The sequence below is a fragment of the Kitasatospora sp. NRRL B-11411 genome (assembly GCF_000721345.1).
In the GTDB taxonomy this organism is placed as follows: Bacteria; Actinomycetota; Actinomycetes; order Streptomycetales; family Streptomycetaceae; genus Kitasatospora; species Kitasatospora cineracea.
In genome coordinates, this window is sequence record NZ_JOGH01000011.1 from 1 (window position 1) to 16,738 (window position 16,738).

Consider the following 16,738-nt stretch of genomic DNA (forward strand, 5'->3'; position numbering starts at 1 on the left):
CACCGCCACCACCACTGCTACACGCAGTGAGCACCACCATGGAAGCGGCCGCGACGGCCGGCCATCCTCTGCGCATCTCGCTCATCCTTCACGCTGATCTTCATTGGCTCGTGGAAGCAGCGACCGGTGACCGCAGGCGGCGCTCCGGGCTGTTGGACGCTTAACGTAGACGTCACATCCCGGCCATGTCCATAGACCGGTCAACACTGAAATACAGCGGTTTTGAAGGCATAAGGCGCTACAGAACTAAAACTTTACTTAACTTGATGACGGATTAGTCTCGTTACCGGACTGCGACCGCGCACCACTGGACAACGTTGTCAAAGCAAGCCAGAATCCACCCCGAGGCTAGTAACACTGCGTCACGGCCCCGAGCGGCCCCGAGCGATCCCGGGCGCGCAAAAGCCGCGGTCCCGCCCCCGGACGGACAGGGGCGGGACCGCGGCCGGGGGTGTGTCAGACCGTCCGGGTGAGGCGGTCGGCGAGGAGCTTGGCGAAGCGGGCCGGGTCGGCGAGGTCGCCGCCCTCGGCCAGCAGGGCGGTGCCGTAGAGGAGTTCGGCGCTCTCGGTGAGCGAGGGGTCCTCGGGGCGCTCCTCGTGGGCGGTGCGCAGGGCGGCGACCAGCGGGTGGTCGGGGTTGAGTTCGAGGATGCGGCGGGCGGGCGGGACGTCCTGGCCCATCGCCCGGTACATCTTCTCCAGGGTCGGGGTCAGGCCGTCGGCGTCGCTGACCAGGCAGGCCGGCGAGTTGGTCAGCCGGGTGGTGAGGCGGACGTCCTTGACGTCGGCGAGCGCCCCGCCCAGCCAGCCCAGCAGCGGCGCGTAGGAGCCGGCGTGCTCCGCGGGGACGTCCTCGGCGGGGAGGTCGACGGCGCCGCGGGCGACCGAGGCGAACTCCTTGCCCTCGTACGGGGGGACGCCCTCGACCCAGATCTCGTCCACCGGGTCGGTGAGCAGCAGCACCTCGTAGCCCTTGGCCCGGAACGCCTCCAGGTGCGGGGAGTTCTCGACCTGGGCGCGGCTCTCGCCGGTCATGTAGTAGATCTTGTCCTGGCCGTCCTGCATCCGGGCCAGGTAGTCGGCCAGCGAGGTCGGCTCCTCGCCCGCGGTGCTGGCGAAGGAGGCGACGTCGAGGATCGCCTTGCGGTCCTCGGCCGGGTCGAGCAGGCCCTCCTTGACGGCGGGGCCGAACTCCCGCCAGAAGGTGCGGTACTTGTCCGCGTCGCCGGTCATCATCTCCTTGACCGTGGCCATCACCTTCTTGGCCAGGCGGCGGCGGATCAGCTGGATGTGCCGGTCCTGCTGGAGGATCTCGCGGGAGATGTTCAGCGAGAGGTCGGCGGCGTCCACCACGCCCTTGACGAAGCGCAGGTGGTCGGGGAGCAGCTCGCGGCTGTCCTCCATGATGAACACCCGCTTGACGTACAGCTGGACGCCGTGGCGGCCGTCGCGCTGGAACAGGTCGTGCGGGCGGCGGGCCGGGATGAACAGCAGCGCCTCGTACTCGAAGGTGCCCTCGGCCCGCAGGCTGACGGTCTCCAGCGGGTCGGTCCAGTCGTGCGCGATGTGCCGGTAGAACTCCCGGTACTCCTCGTCCGCGACCTCGGCGCGCGGGCGGGCCCAGAGCGCCTTCATCGAGTTGAGGGTCAGCTCGCCGGCGCCGTCCGGTCCGGCGGTGCGGATCGGGAAGGCGATGAAGTCGGAGTAGCGCTTGACGATCCGCCGGATCGTCGCGGTGTCGGTGTAGTCGTGCAGGCCGTCCTCGCCGTCCTCGGGGCGCAGGTGGACGGTGACCGCGGTGCCCTCGGGGGCGTCCTCGACGGTCTCGACGGTGTAGGTGCCCTCGCCGGCCGACTCCCAGCGGGTGCCGGTGGGCTCGCCGGCCTTGCGGGTCAGCAGGGTGACCTTGTCGGCCACCATGAAGGTCGAGTAGAAGCCGACGCCGAACTGGCCGATCAGCTCGGCGGGTTCCTTGCTCTCGCGCAGCCGGCGCAGGGTCTCGGCGGTGCCGGAGCGGGCGATGGTGCCGATCAGCGCGACGACCTCGTCGCGGGTCATGCCGATGCCGTTGTCCCGGACGGTCAGCGTGCGGGCCTCCGGGTCGGTGTCGACGGAGATGTGCAGGTCGTCGGCGCGCAGCCGCTCCTCGGTGAGGCCGGCCAGCCGCCGCTTGTCCAGGGCGTCCGACGCGTTGGAGATCAGCTCGCGCAGGAAGACGTCCTTGTTCGAGTAGATCGAGTGGACCATCAGCTGCAGCAGTTGCCGTGCCTCGGCCTGGAACTCCAGCGTCTCGGTGCTCATGGGATCCTTTTCGCTCGGGGTGACGGTGCGGGTACGGGAGCACGCGCTCCGTGGCAATCTGGCACACCGGCGGCGGCCCGGACAAACGCCGACGGAGGAGCGCCGCCCCCGGGCCCGGTCCGGCCCGGCCGTGCCGGACGGGGCCTACCCGGACCGCCGGCGCGCGAGGTGGACGACGATGTCGGCGGTGATCCCGACCGTCTCCGGCAGGACGCCCGCGACCGCGTCGTACGCCTGCTGCCGCCCGGGCTCCGGCAGTTGGAGGTACGCCGAGACGGTCGACAGGTAGCCGAGGTAGTCGCGGGCGCTCATCGTCAGGCGCCGCTCGACGACGGCCTGCCGGACGTCGGCGAACAGCGGGGACCGCTGCAGCTCCGTCCCCGGCCACTGCAGTGGCGCGCCGGGAGCGGTCCCGTCGGGGGACGGCACGTCGTCGTTCGCCAGGAACGGCGCCCGGGCCGCGCGCACCGACTCCTCGACGGCCGGGTCGGCCAGTTGGACCGGGCCGCCGAACGAGGCGAATACGCCGCCCGGTTCCAGCAGCGCGGCCACCCTCGGCCACCGCCCCTCCGGGCGGGTCCAGTGCAGGGCCGCCGCCGCGTACACCAGGTCGTGGGGCCCGCACGGCCGCAGGTCCTCGAACGCGGCCCGCACGGTCGTCACGTGCGCGGGCGCGGTCCTGCCCAGTTCGGCCAGCATGGCGGCGTCGGGCTCCGTCGCCGTGACCGCGACCCCGCGCCCGGCGAACAGCCGGGTCGCCTTGCCCGTCCCCGCCCCGATCTCCAGCGCCGTCCGGACCGGCCGGCCCGCGTACGCCGCCACCAGGTCGAAGAGCTCTTCGGGGTACCCCGGCCGGAACCTCTCGTAGGCCTGCGCGATCGCGCCGAAACTCAGTGCACGGGTGGACATGCCGAGCATCCTGGCACGACCGGAGCGGACCGCGCCCGGCATTGACCCGGCGGCGCGGCCCTCCCCGGAACAGCGGCGCCGGGCCCGGGCCCGGAGGACGGCCGGAGCCGGGCCCGGCGGTCAGGCGTGGACGACCGGGGGACGGGCCCGGCGGTCAGGCGTGGGCGGCCGCGCACTCCGGGTGGCCCCAGCTGCCGCCGACCTTGCCGATCGTCTCGCCCTTGCCGTAGGAGCGCCCGCACGGGCAGCGGCCGGGGAACTTCGCGGCCAGCGTCCGGCCACCGCCGCCGCCCGAACTCCGCCTGGCCGCACCGCCGTTGGTCCCTCCGGAGGCGCTGCCGGACGACGTGGAGGAGCCGGACGCGGACGCGGTGCGGCGGGCGCGCGGGGCCGGGGCGGTCACCGGGTCGGGCACCGGCAGGTCGGCGGCGGTGCCGGCGGCGGCCTGCTGGGTGCGGGCGGCGTCGCTGGCGGCCTTGTCGGCGATGGCATTCAGCGGGTCGCCGTCCACCTGGTGGGCGGGCACGTAGACGAACGCGACGTCCCGGTCGGTGAGCAGCGCGTCGATCCGCTGGATCAGCTCCTGGTTGGCGACCGGCTTGCCCGCGGCGGTCTTCCAGCCGTTGCGCTTCCAGCCGTGCAGCCACTTGGTGACCGCGTCCCGGGTGTAGGTGCTGTCCAGCCGGACCTCCAGCGGCAGCGCCGGGTCGGTGGCCTCCAGTAGCCGTTGCAGGGCCGTCAACTCCCCGACGTTGTTGGTGTTCCGGCCCAGCGGACCGGCCTCCCAGCGCTGCGGGGCGCCGTTCCCGTCGGCGACCACGAAGGCCCACCCGGCCGGACCCGGATTGCCCTTGGCCGCTCCGTCGCAGGCGGCGATGACTCGTTCAACCATCCCCCGATCATGCCAGCCCCCGCCCACGACCCCCGACCGGCGGCCGCGGCGACCGCTACGACGGCCGCTGCGACGACAGGTCGGCCGGCAGGTCGGAGGCGTCCCGGTGCCGGGCGCTGCCCCACTCCCACAGGCTGTGCACCACCGGCTCCAGTGCCCGGCCCCGCGCGGTGAGCGTGTAGCCGACCCGCGGGGGCCAGCCGGGGGTGCGGTGGCGTTCGAGCACGCCCGCGCCGGTCAGCTGGGCCAGCCGCTCGGAGAGGACCTTGTCCGAGAGCGCGGGCAGCGCGGCGGACAGCTCCGAGTAGCCGGCCCGGCCGCGCCGCAGGAACTCGCGGAGCACCAGCGGCGTCCAGCGGCCTGCCAGTACCGCGAGCGTGACGTCCACCGGGCAGGACGCCCCGGCCGGGCCCGGTGGGACGAGTTCCTCCGGCGGACAGGGGGCCAGCGGCCCGGGCCCGTCCGGTGGTGCGTGCCCAACCGTTTGGTGAGTCACGGCGGCCCTCCCTAACGTCCCTCGGGCAACGTCCTGCCGGGCGGCGGCTCCCGCCGCCGTGCCCGTCCGTCCCGCGTCCCCCGGGGGTCCTCGTGCGTGTCCACCACCTGAACTGCGGTTCGCTCCGGAAGGTTCCCCCGCTCGGCGGGGCGGCGGGCGGGCCGCGGGCCGCCGTGTGCCACTGCCTGCTGGTGGAGACCGACGCGGACGGGCTGCTGCTGGTCGACACCGGCCTCGGCACCGCCGACCGGCAGGACCCCGAGGGGCGGCTGGGCGCCGACTGGACGGCCTACGCCCGGCCCTCCCGGGACGCCGGGGAGAGCGCGCTGCGGCAACTGGCCCGGCTCGGCCACGACCCGCGGGACGTCCGGCACGTCGTGCTCACCCACCTGCACCGCGACCACACCGGCGGGCTGCCGGACTTCCCCCGGGCCCGGGTGCACGTCCACCCCGCCGAGTACCGGGCCGCCACCGACCCGGCCGACCCGCACCACCGGCACACCCTCGACCGCTTCGTGCCCGCGCACCGGGCGCACGGCCCGCTGCTGGCGCCCGCCGTCGCCGACCCGCAGGAGCGGTGGTTCGACTTCCCCGGGGTGGCCCGGATCCCGGGCCTGGCCGGCGAGTTGCTGCTGGTCCCGCTGCCGGGCCACTCGGCGGGCCACGCGGGCGTCGCCGTCCGCACCGACGACGGCCGGTGGCTGCTGCACGCGGGCGACGCGTACATGTACCACGGCGAGATCGAGCGGACCCCGCCGCTGGCCCACCCCTCCTTCGCCCCGGTCCAGGACGGCGCGCAGACCGACGCCTCGGCCCGGCTCGCCGCCCTGGAACGGCTGCGCGCCCTGCGCCGCGACCACGGCGACCGGGTCGCCGTGGTCAGTGCGCACGACCCCTGGGAGTTCGCCCGCCTCTCCTCCTGAACTCCGCCGGCCCGGAACGGAGTTCAGGAGTCGGTGCGGCGGCGCAGGAAGCCGGTGGCGAGGACGCCCACCAGTACCAGGGCCGCGTTGACCAGGACGGCGAGCGCGACGCCGTCCAGTACCGCCGGGGCGGACGGGTGGGCGCCGGCCCGGGCGGCCACGATCGCGCTCATCACCGGGGTGCCCATGGTGATGCCGATCTGCTGGGTCATGGTGGCCAGGCCGGTGGCCAGGCCCTGCTCGCGGTCGGGCAGGCCGGAGGTCGCGGTGACCATGAAGCCGACGATCACGAACATGTTGCCGACGCCGCCGACGAAGGTCGCCGCCAGCAGCAGCCCCAGCGAGGAGTGGCCCTGGCCGAGCAGCAGCAGGGCGGCGGTCGCCGCGGCCTGCACCAGGCCGCCGGTCACCAGGGTGGTGCGGGTGCCGGTGGCGGCGATCAGCCGGGCGGCGGTGGCGCCGCCGAGCACGGTGCCCAGGCCCAGGACGCCGAAGGACAGGCCCGCCGCGAGGGCCGAGAAGTCCAGCACCTCCTGCAGGTAGAGGGTCAGCAGGAAGACCAGCGAGGTCTCGGTCAGGAAGGCGATCAGCCCGGCCAGGTTGCCCCACACCACGCTGCGCCGCCGCAGCACCGACAGCGGCACCAGCGGCGCCGCCGCCCGGCGCTCCACCGCCCCGAACACCAGCAGCAGCACGGCGCCCAGGGCCAGCGCGCCCAGCGCGAGCGGGTCGGCCCAGCCGGCCAGCCCGGCCCGGGTCAGGCCGTAGACCAGGGCGAGCAGGCCCAGGGTGACGGAGAGCGCGCCGGGCAGGTCCAGCTTCGGGCGGACGTCCGGGCGGCTCTCCCGGATCACCCCCGGGGCGGCCAGCAGCACCCCGAGCGCCACCGGCACGTTGACGAAGAACGCCCAGCGCCAGGACAGCAGGTCGGTGAGCACCCCGCCGAGGACCGCGCCCGCGGTGAACCCCGCCGACATCAGCGCCCCGTTCAGGCCCAGTGCCCGCTCGCGCAGCGGCCCCTCCGGGAACGAGGTGGTCAGCAGCGCCAGCCCCGCCGGGGTGACCGCCGCCGTGGCCAGGCCCTGCGCGACCCGGGCCGCGATCAGCACCCCCGGGCCGGTGGCCAGGCCGCCCACCAGCGAGGACACCCCCAGCACGGCCAGGCCGGCCAGGAACAGCCGCCGCCGGCCGAACAGGTCGGCGACCCGCCCGAACAGCAGCGTGAACCCGGCCGCGGACAGCGCGAACGCCGTCCCGATCCACTGCAGTTCGCCCAGCGGGAAGCCGAGGCCCGCGCCGATCGCGGGCAGTGCCACGTTCAGGATCGAGAAGTCCACCGCCAGCATGAACTGGGCGACCAGCAGGACCAGCAGGACGATTCGCTGACGACTCGTCAGTTTCCTTGCAGTGGTTGGTGATTGGAGTTTCGTCGCTTCGGCCGTCGCCATGGCGGGCCTCCCTCTCGTCGGGTTCTGCGGTGACGAGAAGGAGCCTGCACCGGCCCGGACGGCCCACCCAGACCCCTGCGGAAGGTAGCACCGGCAGGGATACCCGGCGGCGGTCACACCGGCGCCCCGCCCGGGCAGACTGGACGGCATGGAGACCACGACCGCACTCGGCGAGTTCCTGCGCACCCGGCGCGCCCAACTGCGCCCCGAGGACGCGGGGCTCACCCCGTACCCGGGGCGCCGGCGGGTGCCCGGGCTGCGCCGCGAGGAGCTCGCCCTGCTCGCCGGGGTCAGCGCCACCTACTACACCCGGCTCGAACAGGGCCACAGCGCCAACGCCTCCGACGGCGTCCTCGACGCCCTCGCCCGCGCCCTGCGGCTGACCGGCGACGAACGCGCCCACCTCTACGACCTGGCCCGCCCCGCCCGCCCCGGCCGCGCCCCGCAGCACCGGCCCGCCAGGGCCCGGCCCGCGACCAGGCAGCTGATCGACGCGATGCCGCAGGTGCCCGCCGCGGTGCTGGACCGCGGCAACGACGTACTGGCCTGGAACGCCCTCGGCCACGCCCTGCTGGCCGGCCACCTCGACCCGACCGCCCCCGACCGGCCCGCCGACCGCCCCAACCTGACCAGGCTGCTCTTCCTCGACCCGCACACCCGCGAACTGCACGCCCGCTGGGAGGAGGACGCCAGGACCGCCGTCGCCGCGCTCCGGCTCGCCGTCGGCCGCTACCCGGAAGACCGCCGGCTCGCCCAACTGGTCGGCCAACTCGCCATCCAGAGCCCGGAGTTCGCCGCGATGTGGGCCCGCCACCCGGTCCGCGACTGCGCCGTCGGCAGCAAGTCCTTCCGGCACCCGCTGGTCGGCCCGCTGGAGCTCCAGTTCGAGAGCCTCCCGCTCTCCGACGGCACCACCCACCGCCTCCTGCTGTACAGCGCCGCCCCCGCCAGCCCGTCCGCCGCCGCCCTCGCCCTGCTCACGGGGACGCTCGGGACGGGGACATTCGAGACGGGAACGCTCGGCGCGGGAACGCTCGGCGCAGGGACGCTCGGGACGGAGCGGGCGGCAGAAATCCCGGTCGGCCGGGAGTAGCGGAAACCGCGACGGCGGCCGTTCCCCGGGTGGGGCGGCCGCCGTCGGCGGTGCGGCGGGAGGGTCAGCCGATCCAGCCGTGGCTCTTGGCGAGCTGCAGCATGGCCGAGCGGACCTGGAGGATCTGGGTGCCGGTCAGCGAGGGGGCCGACTCGAGGAGGGCCTCGGTGACGTCGTCGAGGTAGTCGTCGGCGGCGAGCTGCTCGTCGTCGTCCACGGCGGTGCGCACCACGCGGTCGGCGGACGGGCCGGCCGGGGCGTTCAGTTCCGCGCCCGGGGCGAGCTGGACCGAGGAGGCCTTGGGACCGCGGTCGCCGTCCTCGATCTCGAAGACCACCGCCAGGCCCGTGCGAATGTAGGACTCCGGGATCAGCAGGTCGTTGACGTGCAGGAACACGTCCTCCCCGCCCTTGTCCGGAGCGATGAACCCGTAACCCCGCGAACTGTCGAACCGCACCACGCGACCGGCAACCATGCCAACCCCCAAAAAAACACCTTCCGGGCCCCTTGCCCGCAACCTGGGCCCGAGAATAGCCCTGTCCGCGCGGGCAAGGCGAACCCGCCGTTCGGAAGCCGGCAAGCGCGGTGTCACCGCCCGGCCGCCGGGGCAGCACCCCGCGCGGGTGCCACCTTCACCGGTGCACGTGCTTCACCGGTGCGCGTGCGATGACGGTGCGCGTGCGATGACGGTGGTGGTGGCAGCACCCCGTGCGGTCGCCGCAGCGCGGCAGCGGTCGTCACTCGCCCTGTCCGGCGCTGCCCACCGGGCCGATCTCCACCGGGTCGCCGCTGCCGTCCCCGGCGGGCAGCGAACCGGCGCCCGGCCAGGGCAGGGTGACCGAGTGGGTCTCGTCCGGCGGGGTCACGACCAGGCCGGTGATCCGGACGCCGGTGCCGCCCGTGTTGTTGGGCGGGTAGCTGATGCCGAAGTACGTCGACTTGCCGGCCTTCAGGACCGTCGACACGACCGGCTCGCCGGAGCGCTGCGCGGACAGCGTGCCCTCCCTGGCCTGCAGGTCGACGCCCGCGTACCCGGAGATCGTGCAGTCCTTGCCGCTGTGGTTCTTCAGTTCGACCACCACGGTGTTCTTGGCGTCGCCGGTGATGGTGTGGTCCGCGGCGGTGACGGTCAGGTCCGCGGTCAGGCACTTGGCGGCCTTCCCGGCCGCCGTACCGCCCGTCGTCGCGCCGGTCGACGTCGTACCGCCCTTCGGCGTGCCGCCCTTGCTCTGGCCCGCGCTCGGGGTGGCGACGGGTGCGACCGGGGCGGGGGTGGAGGTGGAGGTGGCCGCGGTGGTCGGGGCGGCCTGCGTACCGGTGTCCGTGCCGTCGTCCTGGCAGGCCGTGAGCGTGAGGGCGGCCGCGACGGTCAGGGTGGCGAAGGCGAGCTTGCGGACGCGCATGGCGGTCTCCTCGGGATGGGGCGGTGGTACCGGCTGGTCTACACAGCTCAGGACCCCCCGCCGTCCCGAACCGTTGCGCCCGCGCCGCCACCAGGACAGTGCTGTGACACACCCGCCCGCGAACCCCCACCACTCCGGCCGGCGCCACCCCCCTGACCTGCACCGATCCCATCCCGCGCCCCGCCCCGTCCCCCCTCCGGCCCCGCTGCGCCCGCCGGTACGGACCCGTGACCGGAAGGCACTTGACCCTGCAACAGTTGACTCCGGAACAGCTGACGCCAGGTCATCGGGCCGTCGGGCCGTCGGGCCGTCGGATCGGGCCGGGCAGGAGCTACGGCGCCCTCCCCCGGAAGGGGCGGTCCGCCCCGGAAGGGCTTCAGTCCTCGCGGGGGGCGCTCATGTCGCCGGTGGCGGGGATGCCCTCGGCGAGGCCGTAGCGCAGCAGGACGGTGCCGCGGGGGCTGGCGGCGGGCGGTTCGAGCAGGGTGACGTTGGTGGGGACGGCTCCCCCGTCGAAGACCTTCTTGCCGGTGCCCAGGACGATCGGGTGGACCCACAGGTCGAGGCGGTCGTAGAGCTTCTCCCGCAGCAGGGTCTGCACCAGATCGAGGCTGCCGACCACCGTCACCTGCTGGTGCCGCTCGCGCAGTTCGCGCACCGCGGCGGGCAGGTCCGGCCCGAGCAGCTCGGACCCGGCCCAGGTCAGCTCGGGCTTGCCGCGGGAGGCGACGTACTTCGGGATGCGGTTGAAGAGCTCCGCGAAGGGGTTGTCCCCGGCCTGCGGCCAGTAGGCGGCGAAGATGTCGTAGGTGCGGCGGCCGAGCAGCAGCGCGTCGGTGCCCTCGTAGGCGGCGTCGACCTGCGCGCCGGAGACGTCGTCGATCAGCGGGGCCTGCCAGCCGCCGAAGGCGAAGCCCGTCGGGTCCTCCTCGGGTCCGCCGGGCGCCTGGCCGACCAGGTCGAGGGTGGTGAACAGTTCGATGTGGACGAAGCCCATGGCGTGCTCCCGGGGAAGTGGGTCGGTGGTCCGGTCATGAGTGCAGACGGACCGGGACGGGCGAACTCATCGCTCCCCCGCCCGCGAATCCTCCGCGCCCGCGAATCCTCCGTGTCCACGGATCCTCCGCGCCCGCGAATCCTCCGCGCCCCGGTGCCCCGCACTCCGATCCTCCGGCCCGCAGGCCGGTCCGCGCACGCCCCGGCGCCCACCACCATCCGGGCCGGTCCGGTTCAGTCCGCTGCGCGGACGTCCTCGACCGCCTCCCGCACCCCGGGGTCCGGGTCGGCCGCGAGGGCGTCCAGCAGGTCGGCGGTGCCGGGAGTGGACCAGCGGGCGACCGCCCACACCAGCTCCCGGCGGACCCGGGGATCGGGGTGGGCGGCCAGCGGGGCCAGCGCCGGGACCGGTCCGCGGCGGCGCGTCCCGAACCAGTGCAGCGCGTCGAGCAGCGCCCGCGGGTCGCCCGGGTCCCCGGCCGCCGCGATCCGGCCGAGCAGCACCGGGACGGGCGGCGGCGGCCCGTCCAGCGGGTGCGGCAGCCGCTCGCGCAGCCGGCGCCCGCCGTACTCGCCGCGCACCCGGCAGCCGAAGCAGGTGCAGGGGCGGGTGCCGTGCGAGCCCGGCCAGTAGCGCCAGCCGGTGACCTGCGGGGCGCTGCGGATCCGGTGCACCTCGCCGGGCCGCACCGCCCGCGGCACGAACACCTCCCAGCCCTGCGGATCGTCCCGCCCCGCGATCAGCCGCACCGCCTCGACGGCCGACACCGGCCGGTGCCCGTCCCGCCGCCGCCCCGCGTAGTGCCCGGCCAGCACCGGCTGCCCGTCGTCCAACCGCACCTGCACCGCCACCATCCCGCCCCGGGTGCCGCGCCGCGCCAGTTCGCGCAGCCACTGGTGCGTCAGCGTGTACGAGGGCAGCACCGGGAAGCAGTACACCCCGCGCTCCCCGCCCGGCCCCCGGCTGTCCGCCCGGATCCCGGAACGCCGGATGCGCGCCGCGTCGGCCGCCGAGGTCAGGTGCACGAACATCGCCATGACCGAGCATGCTACGAGCCGGTAGCCTTCCGGGCTCGGACTTTTTCGGCGCACGGACGGGGAGCGGGCATGGGCGGGGACGGGTTGTCGTTGGAGCGCGGGCTGTCGCTGGAGGACGGGCGCGAGGTGGTGCTGCGCCTACCGGACGGGGCGGTGTCGGCGGCGGCGGGGGCGCCCGTGGTGCTGCTGCTGCAGCCGTTCGGGGCGTGGGACCGGGACGCCTCGCTGCCCGCCGAGGTGTCGGGGAACGGGCCGGTGCGGCTGTTCGCCGACCTGGGGGCGGCGCTGGCCGGGGCCGGGTACGCGGCGGCCTCGTTCGACACCAGGTTCGTCACCGAGGACCGCCGCGGCGGGGCGGGCTCGCCCCGGTTCACCTTCACCGGCCTGGTGGACGACGCGGTCCGGGCGGTGGAACTGCTGCGGGCGCACCCCGGGGTGGACGGCGGGCGGGTGGTGCTGCTGGGCGTGTCGATGGGGACGGACGTCGCGCTGGCCGCGGCCGAACGGCTGGGCGGCGAGACCCTGGCGGTGCTGGTCGCGCCGTGCTCCGAGGCCCGCCCGGTGCTCCAGCGCCACCTGGGCCTGGACCGGCGGCTGGAGTGGCTGCTGGCCGGCGGCTTCACCGGCCCGGACGGCACCGTCGACCTGGCCGCCGCGCGGCGCGACGTGCCGGGGCGCAGCGGCTGGTGGGAGGAGTTCGACCTGCCGGAGCGCCTCGGGTCCCGCGTCGACCCCGAGGTGCTGCACGCCGAGCTGGCCTGGGAGTACGACGCGTGGGAGCGCGGGGCGCTGGACGGCGCCGACGACTCGGCCCCCGCCTCGTTCTGGCGGGACTGGTACGCCCAGCCCGCCCCGTACCGCCGGCTGGCCGGGCTGCGCGGCCGGGTCGCGGTGCACGTGGGCGCCGAGGACTGGACGACGCCGCCCCGGCAGGCGCACCTGCTGCACCGGGCGGCGTCGGCGTACGGGCTGCGGTCGCGGCTGACGGTCCATCCGGGCCTGGGGCACCTGCTGTCGCCCCGCTCGGCGGCGGGGCTGCGCACGTACGGGCCGTTCGACCCGGGGTTCCTGCGGGACGTGGTGGGGTCGGTGGCGGAGGTGCTGGGCGGCGGCCCGCAGTCCGGCTGAGCGGGCTGCTGCTGCCGCCGCCGCTGCCGGGGCCGGGGCCGGCCGGACTCCGCCCGCGATGGATCCGGCTCCGGTCGGCGGTCACCGCCGGGCCGGGGCCCGCCCCGGCCGGCCGCCGTTCACCGCCCGCCCCGGACCGGGTGCGGCCAGCCGGGGACGTTCCGCACGTGGACGCGGTCGTCGCACCAGGCGCACTCCCACTCGCCGAGGTCGATGTCGTAGGCGAGGCGGCCGCAGTGCACCGGGATCGGCTGGCCGCCCAGGAAGGTGGTCCCCCAGTCGGCGCGCGGCAGGGTCGGGTTCGTTCGGGTGTCGGTCATGGGAGTCAGCGTGGCAGGGCGCACTGACGACGGGTCAGGTACGCGGCGGTCCCGGCGACCGGCGGTGCAGTCCGGCCGGCGGTGCAGTCCGGCCGGTGGTGCAGTCCGGTCGGCGGTGTAGTCCGGTCGGTGGGAGTTGTGGTGACACATTTCACCGTTCGCACGGTTCTGCCGGAGGGGGTCGGGAGTCTAGGTTCCTGCGACCAGGGGCATGAGTCCCCTTCGATCGCGGAACCCGTCCGGCACCACCTCCTCCGACGAGAGAGAACGAGCGATGTCTGGATACGACTCCTCCGTCCGCCCGCCCCAACAGGTCGGCGTGGTCGCCGAGTCCGTGCCCGGGGAGACCCGGGTCGCGGCGACCCCGGCGACGGTGCGCGGGCTGCTGGCCCTGGGGTACGGCGTGGTCGTCGAGTCGGGGGCCGGTGCGGCGTCCGGGTTCGACGACGCGGCGTACGAGGCGGCGGGGGCCGCCGTCGGGGACGCCTGGGCGGCCGAGGTGGTGCTGAAGGTGAACGCGCCGTCGACGGCCGAGGTCGGGCGGCTGCGCGAAGGGGCCGTGCTGGTGGGCCTGTTGGCGCCCGCGCAGCACCCCGAGCTGCTGGCGGCGCTGGCCGATCGCGGGGTGACGGCGCTGTCGCTGGACGCGGTGCCGCGGATCTCCCGGGCGCAGTCGATGGACGTGCTCAGCTCGATGGCCAACATCGCCGGGTACCGGGCGGTGATCGAGGCGGCGCACGCCTTCGGCCGGTTCTTCACCGGGCAGGTCACCGCGGCGGGCAAGGTGCCGCCGGCGAAGGTGCTGGTGGCGGGCGCGGGCGTGGCCGGGCTGGCCGCGATCGGCGCCGCGTCCAGCCTCGGCGCGATCGTCCGGGCCACCGACCCGAGGCCCGAAGTCGCGGACCAGGTAAGGTCGTTGGGCGGCGAATACCTGGCCGTGGAGGTGGCCCAGGAGGCGAGCACCGACGGGTACGCGAAGGCCACCTCGGCGGACTACGACCGGGCCGCGGCCGCGCTGTACCGGGCCCAGGCCGCGGACGTGGACATCGTGGTCACCACCGCGCTGATCCCCGGCCGGCCCGCGCCGAAGCTGCTGACCGCCGAGGACGTGGCGGCGATGAAGCCCGGCAGCGTGGTGGTCGACATGGCGGCCGCGCAGGGCGGCAACGTGGCGGGCACGGTGGCGGGCCGCACCGTCGTCACCGACAACGGCGTGACCCTGATCGGCTACACCGACCTGGCGTCCCGGCTGCCCGCGCAGGCCTCCCAGCTGTTCGGCACCAACCTGGTCAACCTGCTGAAGCTGCTCACCCCCGGCAAGGACGGGCGGTTGACGATCGACTTCGAGGACGTGGTGCAGCGCGCCGTGACGGTGGTCCGCGACGGCGCGACCACCTGGCCGCCCCCGCCGGTCGCCGTCTCCGCGGCGCCCGCCGCTCCCCCGGCCCCGGCCCCGGCGCCCGCGCCGGAGCCTGCCCGGCTCACCCCGGCCGTCCGGACCGGCCTGATCGGCGCCGGAATGCTCGCGCTGTTCCTGCTGATCGCCTTCGCCCCGGCCCAACTCGCCGAGAACTTCACGGTGTTCGCGCTGGCCGTGGTGATCGGCTACTACGTGATCGGGAAGGTCCACCACGCCCTGCACACGCCGCTGATGTCGGTGACCAACGCGATCTCCGGGATCGTGGTGATCGGCGCGCTGCTGCAGATCGGGCACGGCGGCGTCCTGGTCACCGTGCTGTCCTTCGTGGCGATCCTGCTGACCAGCGTCAACATCTTCGGCGGTTTCGCCGTCACCCGCCGCATGCTGAGCATGTTCTCGAAAGGCTGAGCCGAGATGACGTCCCTCACCGCCGCGCACGCCGCGGACCTGGTCGCCGCCCTGCTGTTCATCCTCAGCCTGGCCGGACTCTCCCAGCACCGCACCTCCCGGGCCGGCGTCGCCTACGGCATCGCCGGCATGGCCCTGGCGCTGGCCGCCACCGTCGTGGTCGCCTCCCGCTCGATCAGCGCGGGCGCCGTCGCGCTGATCCTGCTCGCCATGGCGCTGGGCGCCGCGATCGGCCTGTGGCGGGCCCGCCGGGTCGAGATGACCCAGATGCCGGAGCTGATCGCCGTCCTGCACAGCTTCGTCGGCCTGGCCGCCGTCCTGGTCGGCTGGAACAGCTACCTGGAGGTGGAGCGGCACGGCGCCGCCCAGAGCGCCGTCGCCGCCGACCTGCTGACCATCCACCACGCCGAGGTGTTCATCGGCATCTTCATCGGCGCGGTCACCTTCACCGGCTCGGTCGTCGCCTACCTGAAGCTCTCCGCCAAGATCGCCTCCCGCCCGCTCGTGCTGCCCGGCAAGAACGCCCTCAACCTGGGCGCGCTCGGCGCGTTCGCCGCGCTGACCGCCTGGTTCACCGCCTCCCCCGGCCTCGGCCTGATGGTCGCCGTCACCGTGCTGGCCCTGCTGCTCGGCTGGCACCTGGTCGCCTCGATCGGCGGCGGCGACATGCCGGTGGTGGTCTCCATGCTCAACAGCTACTCGGGCTGGGCGGCGGCCGCCGCGGGCTTCCTGCTCGACAACAACCTGCTGATCGTCACCGGCGCGCTGGTCGGCTCCTCCGGCGCCTACCTCTCGTACATCATGTGCAAGGCGATGAACCGCTCCTTCCTGTCCGTCATCGCGGGCGGCTTCGGCATCGAGGCGCCCGCGAGCGGCGACGCCGAACAGGGCGAGCACCACGAGATCCGGGCCCGGGAGGCCGCCGAACTCCTCGCCGCCGCCAAGTCCGTCATCATCACCCCCGGCTACGGCATGGCCGTCGCCCAGGCCCAGCACCCCGTCGCCGACCTCACCCGCCGCCTGCGCGAGCGCGGCGTCGAGGTCCGCTTCGGCGTCCACCCGGTGGCCGGCCGCCTGCCCGGCCACATGAACGTGCTGCTCGCCGAGGCCAAGGTCCCCTACGACATCGTCCTGGAGATGGACGAGATCAACGACGACTTCGCCGACACCTCCGTCGTCCTGGTCATCGGCGCCAACGACACCGTCAACCCCGCCGCCCTCGACGACCCGGCCAGCCCGATCGCCGGCATGCCCGTCCTCAAGGTCTGGGAGGCCGAACGCGTCATCGTCTTCAAGCGCTCGATGGCCTCCGGCTACGCGGGCGTCCAGAACCCGCTCTTCTTCCGCGACAACACCGACATGCTCTTCGGCGACGCCAAGCAGAGCGTCGACCAGATCCTCCAGTCCCTCGACGCCCCCGACCCGGCCCTCACCTGACCCCGGCCCCTGGCCCCACCCCGGAGGTGGGGCCAGGCCCACCCGGGAGTGGGGGCAGGCGCATGTCGGGCCGGGCGGCCGCTCCGTAGCGTCGGGGGTGTCAGCAGGACGGCACCAGCGGAGGAGTCCGGAGTCATGGCGGTCAGTGGGGGCGGGAGCCGTAGCGGGGACGTGTTCGGCACCGTGCGGATGTGGGTGGACCTGTTCGGGGCGGTCGGGGCGGTGGTGCTCGGGACGGTCGCCGCGGTGGCGGTGGCCGGGCTGCCGACCACGCCCTTCATGTGGGTGCGCGGGGCGGTGCTGCTCCTGCTGGTGGTGCTGCTGCGCCGGTACGTGGCGCGGGCCCGGGGCGGGGACGGTCGGGCCCGGGAGCGGTTGCGGAGGACGGCGACGGTGCTGCCGTTCGCGGTGGTCGGGGTCGACCTGCTGCCGGGGCTGTGCCCGGCCTGGTACGCGGTGCTGCAGGGGCTGTCGGTGCTGGCGCTGGTGCCGGTCGCCGTGCTGACCCGCCGCGGGAGGTGACCGC

General features: G+C 74.7%; 16 protein-coding genes. 6 read left to right on the forward strand and 10 right to left on the reverse strand.

What is annotated here, in order from left to right; all coding sequences use genetic code 11:
- Nucleotides 1-456: 456 nt before the first annotated feature.
- The 4 genes from htpG to IH44_RS0107605 all read right to left on the reverse strand — a co-directional run bounded on the left by htpG (nucleotide 457) and on the right by IH44_RS0107605 (nucleotide 4,490).
- Complete coding sequence (gene htpG / locus IH44_RS0107590; RefSeq protein WP_030458644.1) at nucleotides 457-2,301, reverse strand: molecular chaperone HtpG; 1,845 nt, start codon at nucleotides 2,299-2,301, stop codon at nucleotides 457-459.
- A gap of 144 nt (nucleotides 2,302-2,445) precedes the next feature.
- Nucleotides 2,446-3,210 (reverse strand): trans-aconitate 2-methyltransferase, encoded by a 765-nt coding sequence (locus IH44_RS0107595; protein WP_030458645.1) that lies wholly within the window; start codon nucleotides 3,208-3,210, stop codon nucleotides 2,446-2,448.
- A gap of 154 nt (nucleotides 3,211-3,364) precedes the next feature.
- Entirely contained in the window at nucleotides 3,365-4,102 is a 738-nt protein-coding gene (locus IH44_RS0107600; protein ID WP_030458646.1) for a ribonuclease H, read from the reverse strand.
- Between the two features lie 55 nt (nucleotides 4,103-4,157).
- A complete protein-coding gene (locus IH44_RS0107605) occupies nucleotides 4,158-4,490 on the reverse strand; it encodes a helix-turn-helix domain-containing protein (RefSeq protein ID WP_063759563.1) in 333 nt (110 codons plus the stop codon).
- A gap of 200 nt (nucleotides 4,491-4,690) precedes the next feature.
- Here IH44_RS0107605 and IH44_RS0107610 point away from each other — a divergent pair, with 200 nt between their 5' ends.
- Entirely contained in the window at nucleotides 4,691-5,521 is an 831-nt protein-coding gene (locus IH44_RS0107610; RefSeq protein WP_030458648.1) for an MBL fold metallo-hydrolase, read from the forward strand.
- Between the two features lie 23 nt (nucleotides 5,522-5,544).
- Here the strand turns inward: IH44_RS0107610 and IH44_RS0107615 are convergent, their stop codons facing one another.
- Nucleotides 5,545-6,969, reverse strand: a complete 1,425-nt coding sequence (locus IH44_RS0107615) for an MFS transporter (RefSeq protein WP_035954311.1) — start codon at nucleotides 6,967-6,969, stop codon at nucleotides 5,545-5,547.
- A 148-nt stretch (nucleotides 6,970-7,117) separates the two neighbouring features.
- Between IH44_RS0107615 and IH44_RS0107620 the strand changes: the two genes are divergently transcribed.
- Nucleotides 7,118-8,062 (forward strand): helix-turn-helix domain-containing protein, encoded by a 945-nt coding sequence (locus IH44_RS0107620; protein ID WP_063759564.1) that lies wholly within the window; start codon nucleotides 7,118-7,120, stop codon nucleotides 8,060-8,062.
- Nucleotides 8,063-8,126: 64 nt separating this feature from the next.
- On the opposite strand, the gene IH44_RS0107625 is transcribed toward IH44_RS0107620, so the two are convergent.
- The 4 genes from IH44_RS0107625 to IH44_RS0107640 all read right to left on the reverse strand — a co-directional run bounded on the left by IH44_RS0107625 (nucleotide 8,127) and on the right by IH44_RS0107640 (nucleotide 11,499).
- Complete coding sequence (locus IH44_RS0107625; RefSeq protein WP_030458651.1) at nucleotides 8,127-8,537, reverse strand: cold-shock protein; 411 nt, start codon at nucleotides 8,535-8,537, stop codon at nucleotides 8,127-8,129.
- Nucleotides 8,538-8,799: 262 nt separating this feature from the next.
- Nucleotides 8,800-9,465, reverse strand: a complete 666-nt coding sequence (locus IH44_RS0107630) for a DUF4232 domain-containing protein (RefSeq protein WP_030458652.1) — start codon at nucleotides 9,463-9,465, stop codon at nucleotides 8,800-8,802.
- A gap of 376 nt (nucleotides 9,466-9,841) precedes the next feature.
- Nucleotides 9,842-10,462, reverse strand: a complete 621-nt coding sequence (locus IH44_RS0107635) for a dihydrofolate reductase family protein (RefSeq protein ID WP_030458653.1) — start codon at nucleotides 10,460-10,462, stop codon at nucleotides 9,842-9,844.
- A gap of 233 nt (nucleotides 10,463-10,695) precedes the next feature.
- Nucleotides 10,696-11,499 (reverse strand): HEAT repeat domain-containing protein, encoded by an 804-nt coding sequence (locus tag IH44_RS0107640; protein WP_030458654.1) that lies wholly within the window; start codon nucleotides 11,497-11,499, stop codon nucleotides 10,696-10,698.
- Between the two features lie 69 nt (nucleotides 11,500-11,568).
- Here IH44_RS0107640 and IH44_RS0107645 point away from each other — a divergent pair, with 69 nt between their 5' ends.
- A complete protein-coding gene (locus IH44_RS0107645) occupies nucleotides 11,569-12,627 on the forward strand; it encodes a S9 family peptidase (protein WP_030458655.1) in 1,059 nt (352 codons plus the stop codon).
- 119 nt (nucleotides 12,628-12,746) lie between these two features.
- Here IH44_RS0107645 and IH44_RS0107650 read toward each other — a convergent pair whose 3' ends face one another.
- Entirely contained in the window at nucleotides 12,747-12,947 is a 201-nt protein-coding gene (locus IH44_RS0107650) for a hypothetical protein (RefSeq protein ID WP_030458656.1), read from the reverse strand.
- A 274-nt stretch (nucleotides 12,948-13,221) separates the two neighbouring features.
- Between IH44_RS0107650 and IH44_RS0107655 the strand changes: the two genes are divergently transcribed.
- From IH44_RS0107655 to IH44_RS0107665, 3 genes are all read left to right on the forward strand, one after another.
- Nucleotides 13,222-14,775 (forward strand): Re/Si-specific NAD(P)(+) transhydrogenase subunit alpha, encoded by a 1,554-nt coding sequence (locus IH44_RS0107655; RefSeq protein WP_030458657.1) that lies wholly within the window; start codon nucleotides 13,222-13,224, stop codon nucleotides 14,773-14,775.
- 6 nt (nucleotides 14,776-14,781) lie between these two features.
- Nucleotides 14,782-16,212, forward strand: a complete 1,431-nt coding sequence (gene pntB, locus IH44_RS0107660; protein ID WP_030458658.1) for a Re/Si-specific NAD(P)(+) transhydrogenase subunit beta — start codon at nucleotides 14,782-14,784, stop codon at nucleotides 16,210-16,212.
- 135 nt (nucleotides 16,213-16,347) lie between these two features.
- Nucleotides 16,348-16,734: a hypothetical protein gene (locus IH44_RS0107665; protein ID WP_030458659.1), complete on the forward strand. Its 387-nt coding sequence runs from the start codon at nucleotides 16,348-16,350 to the stop codon at nucleotides 16,732-16,734.
- The last annotated feature ends 4 nt before the right edge of the window (nucleotides 16,735-16,738 follow it).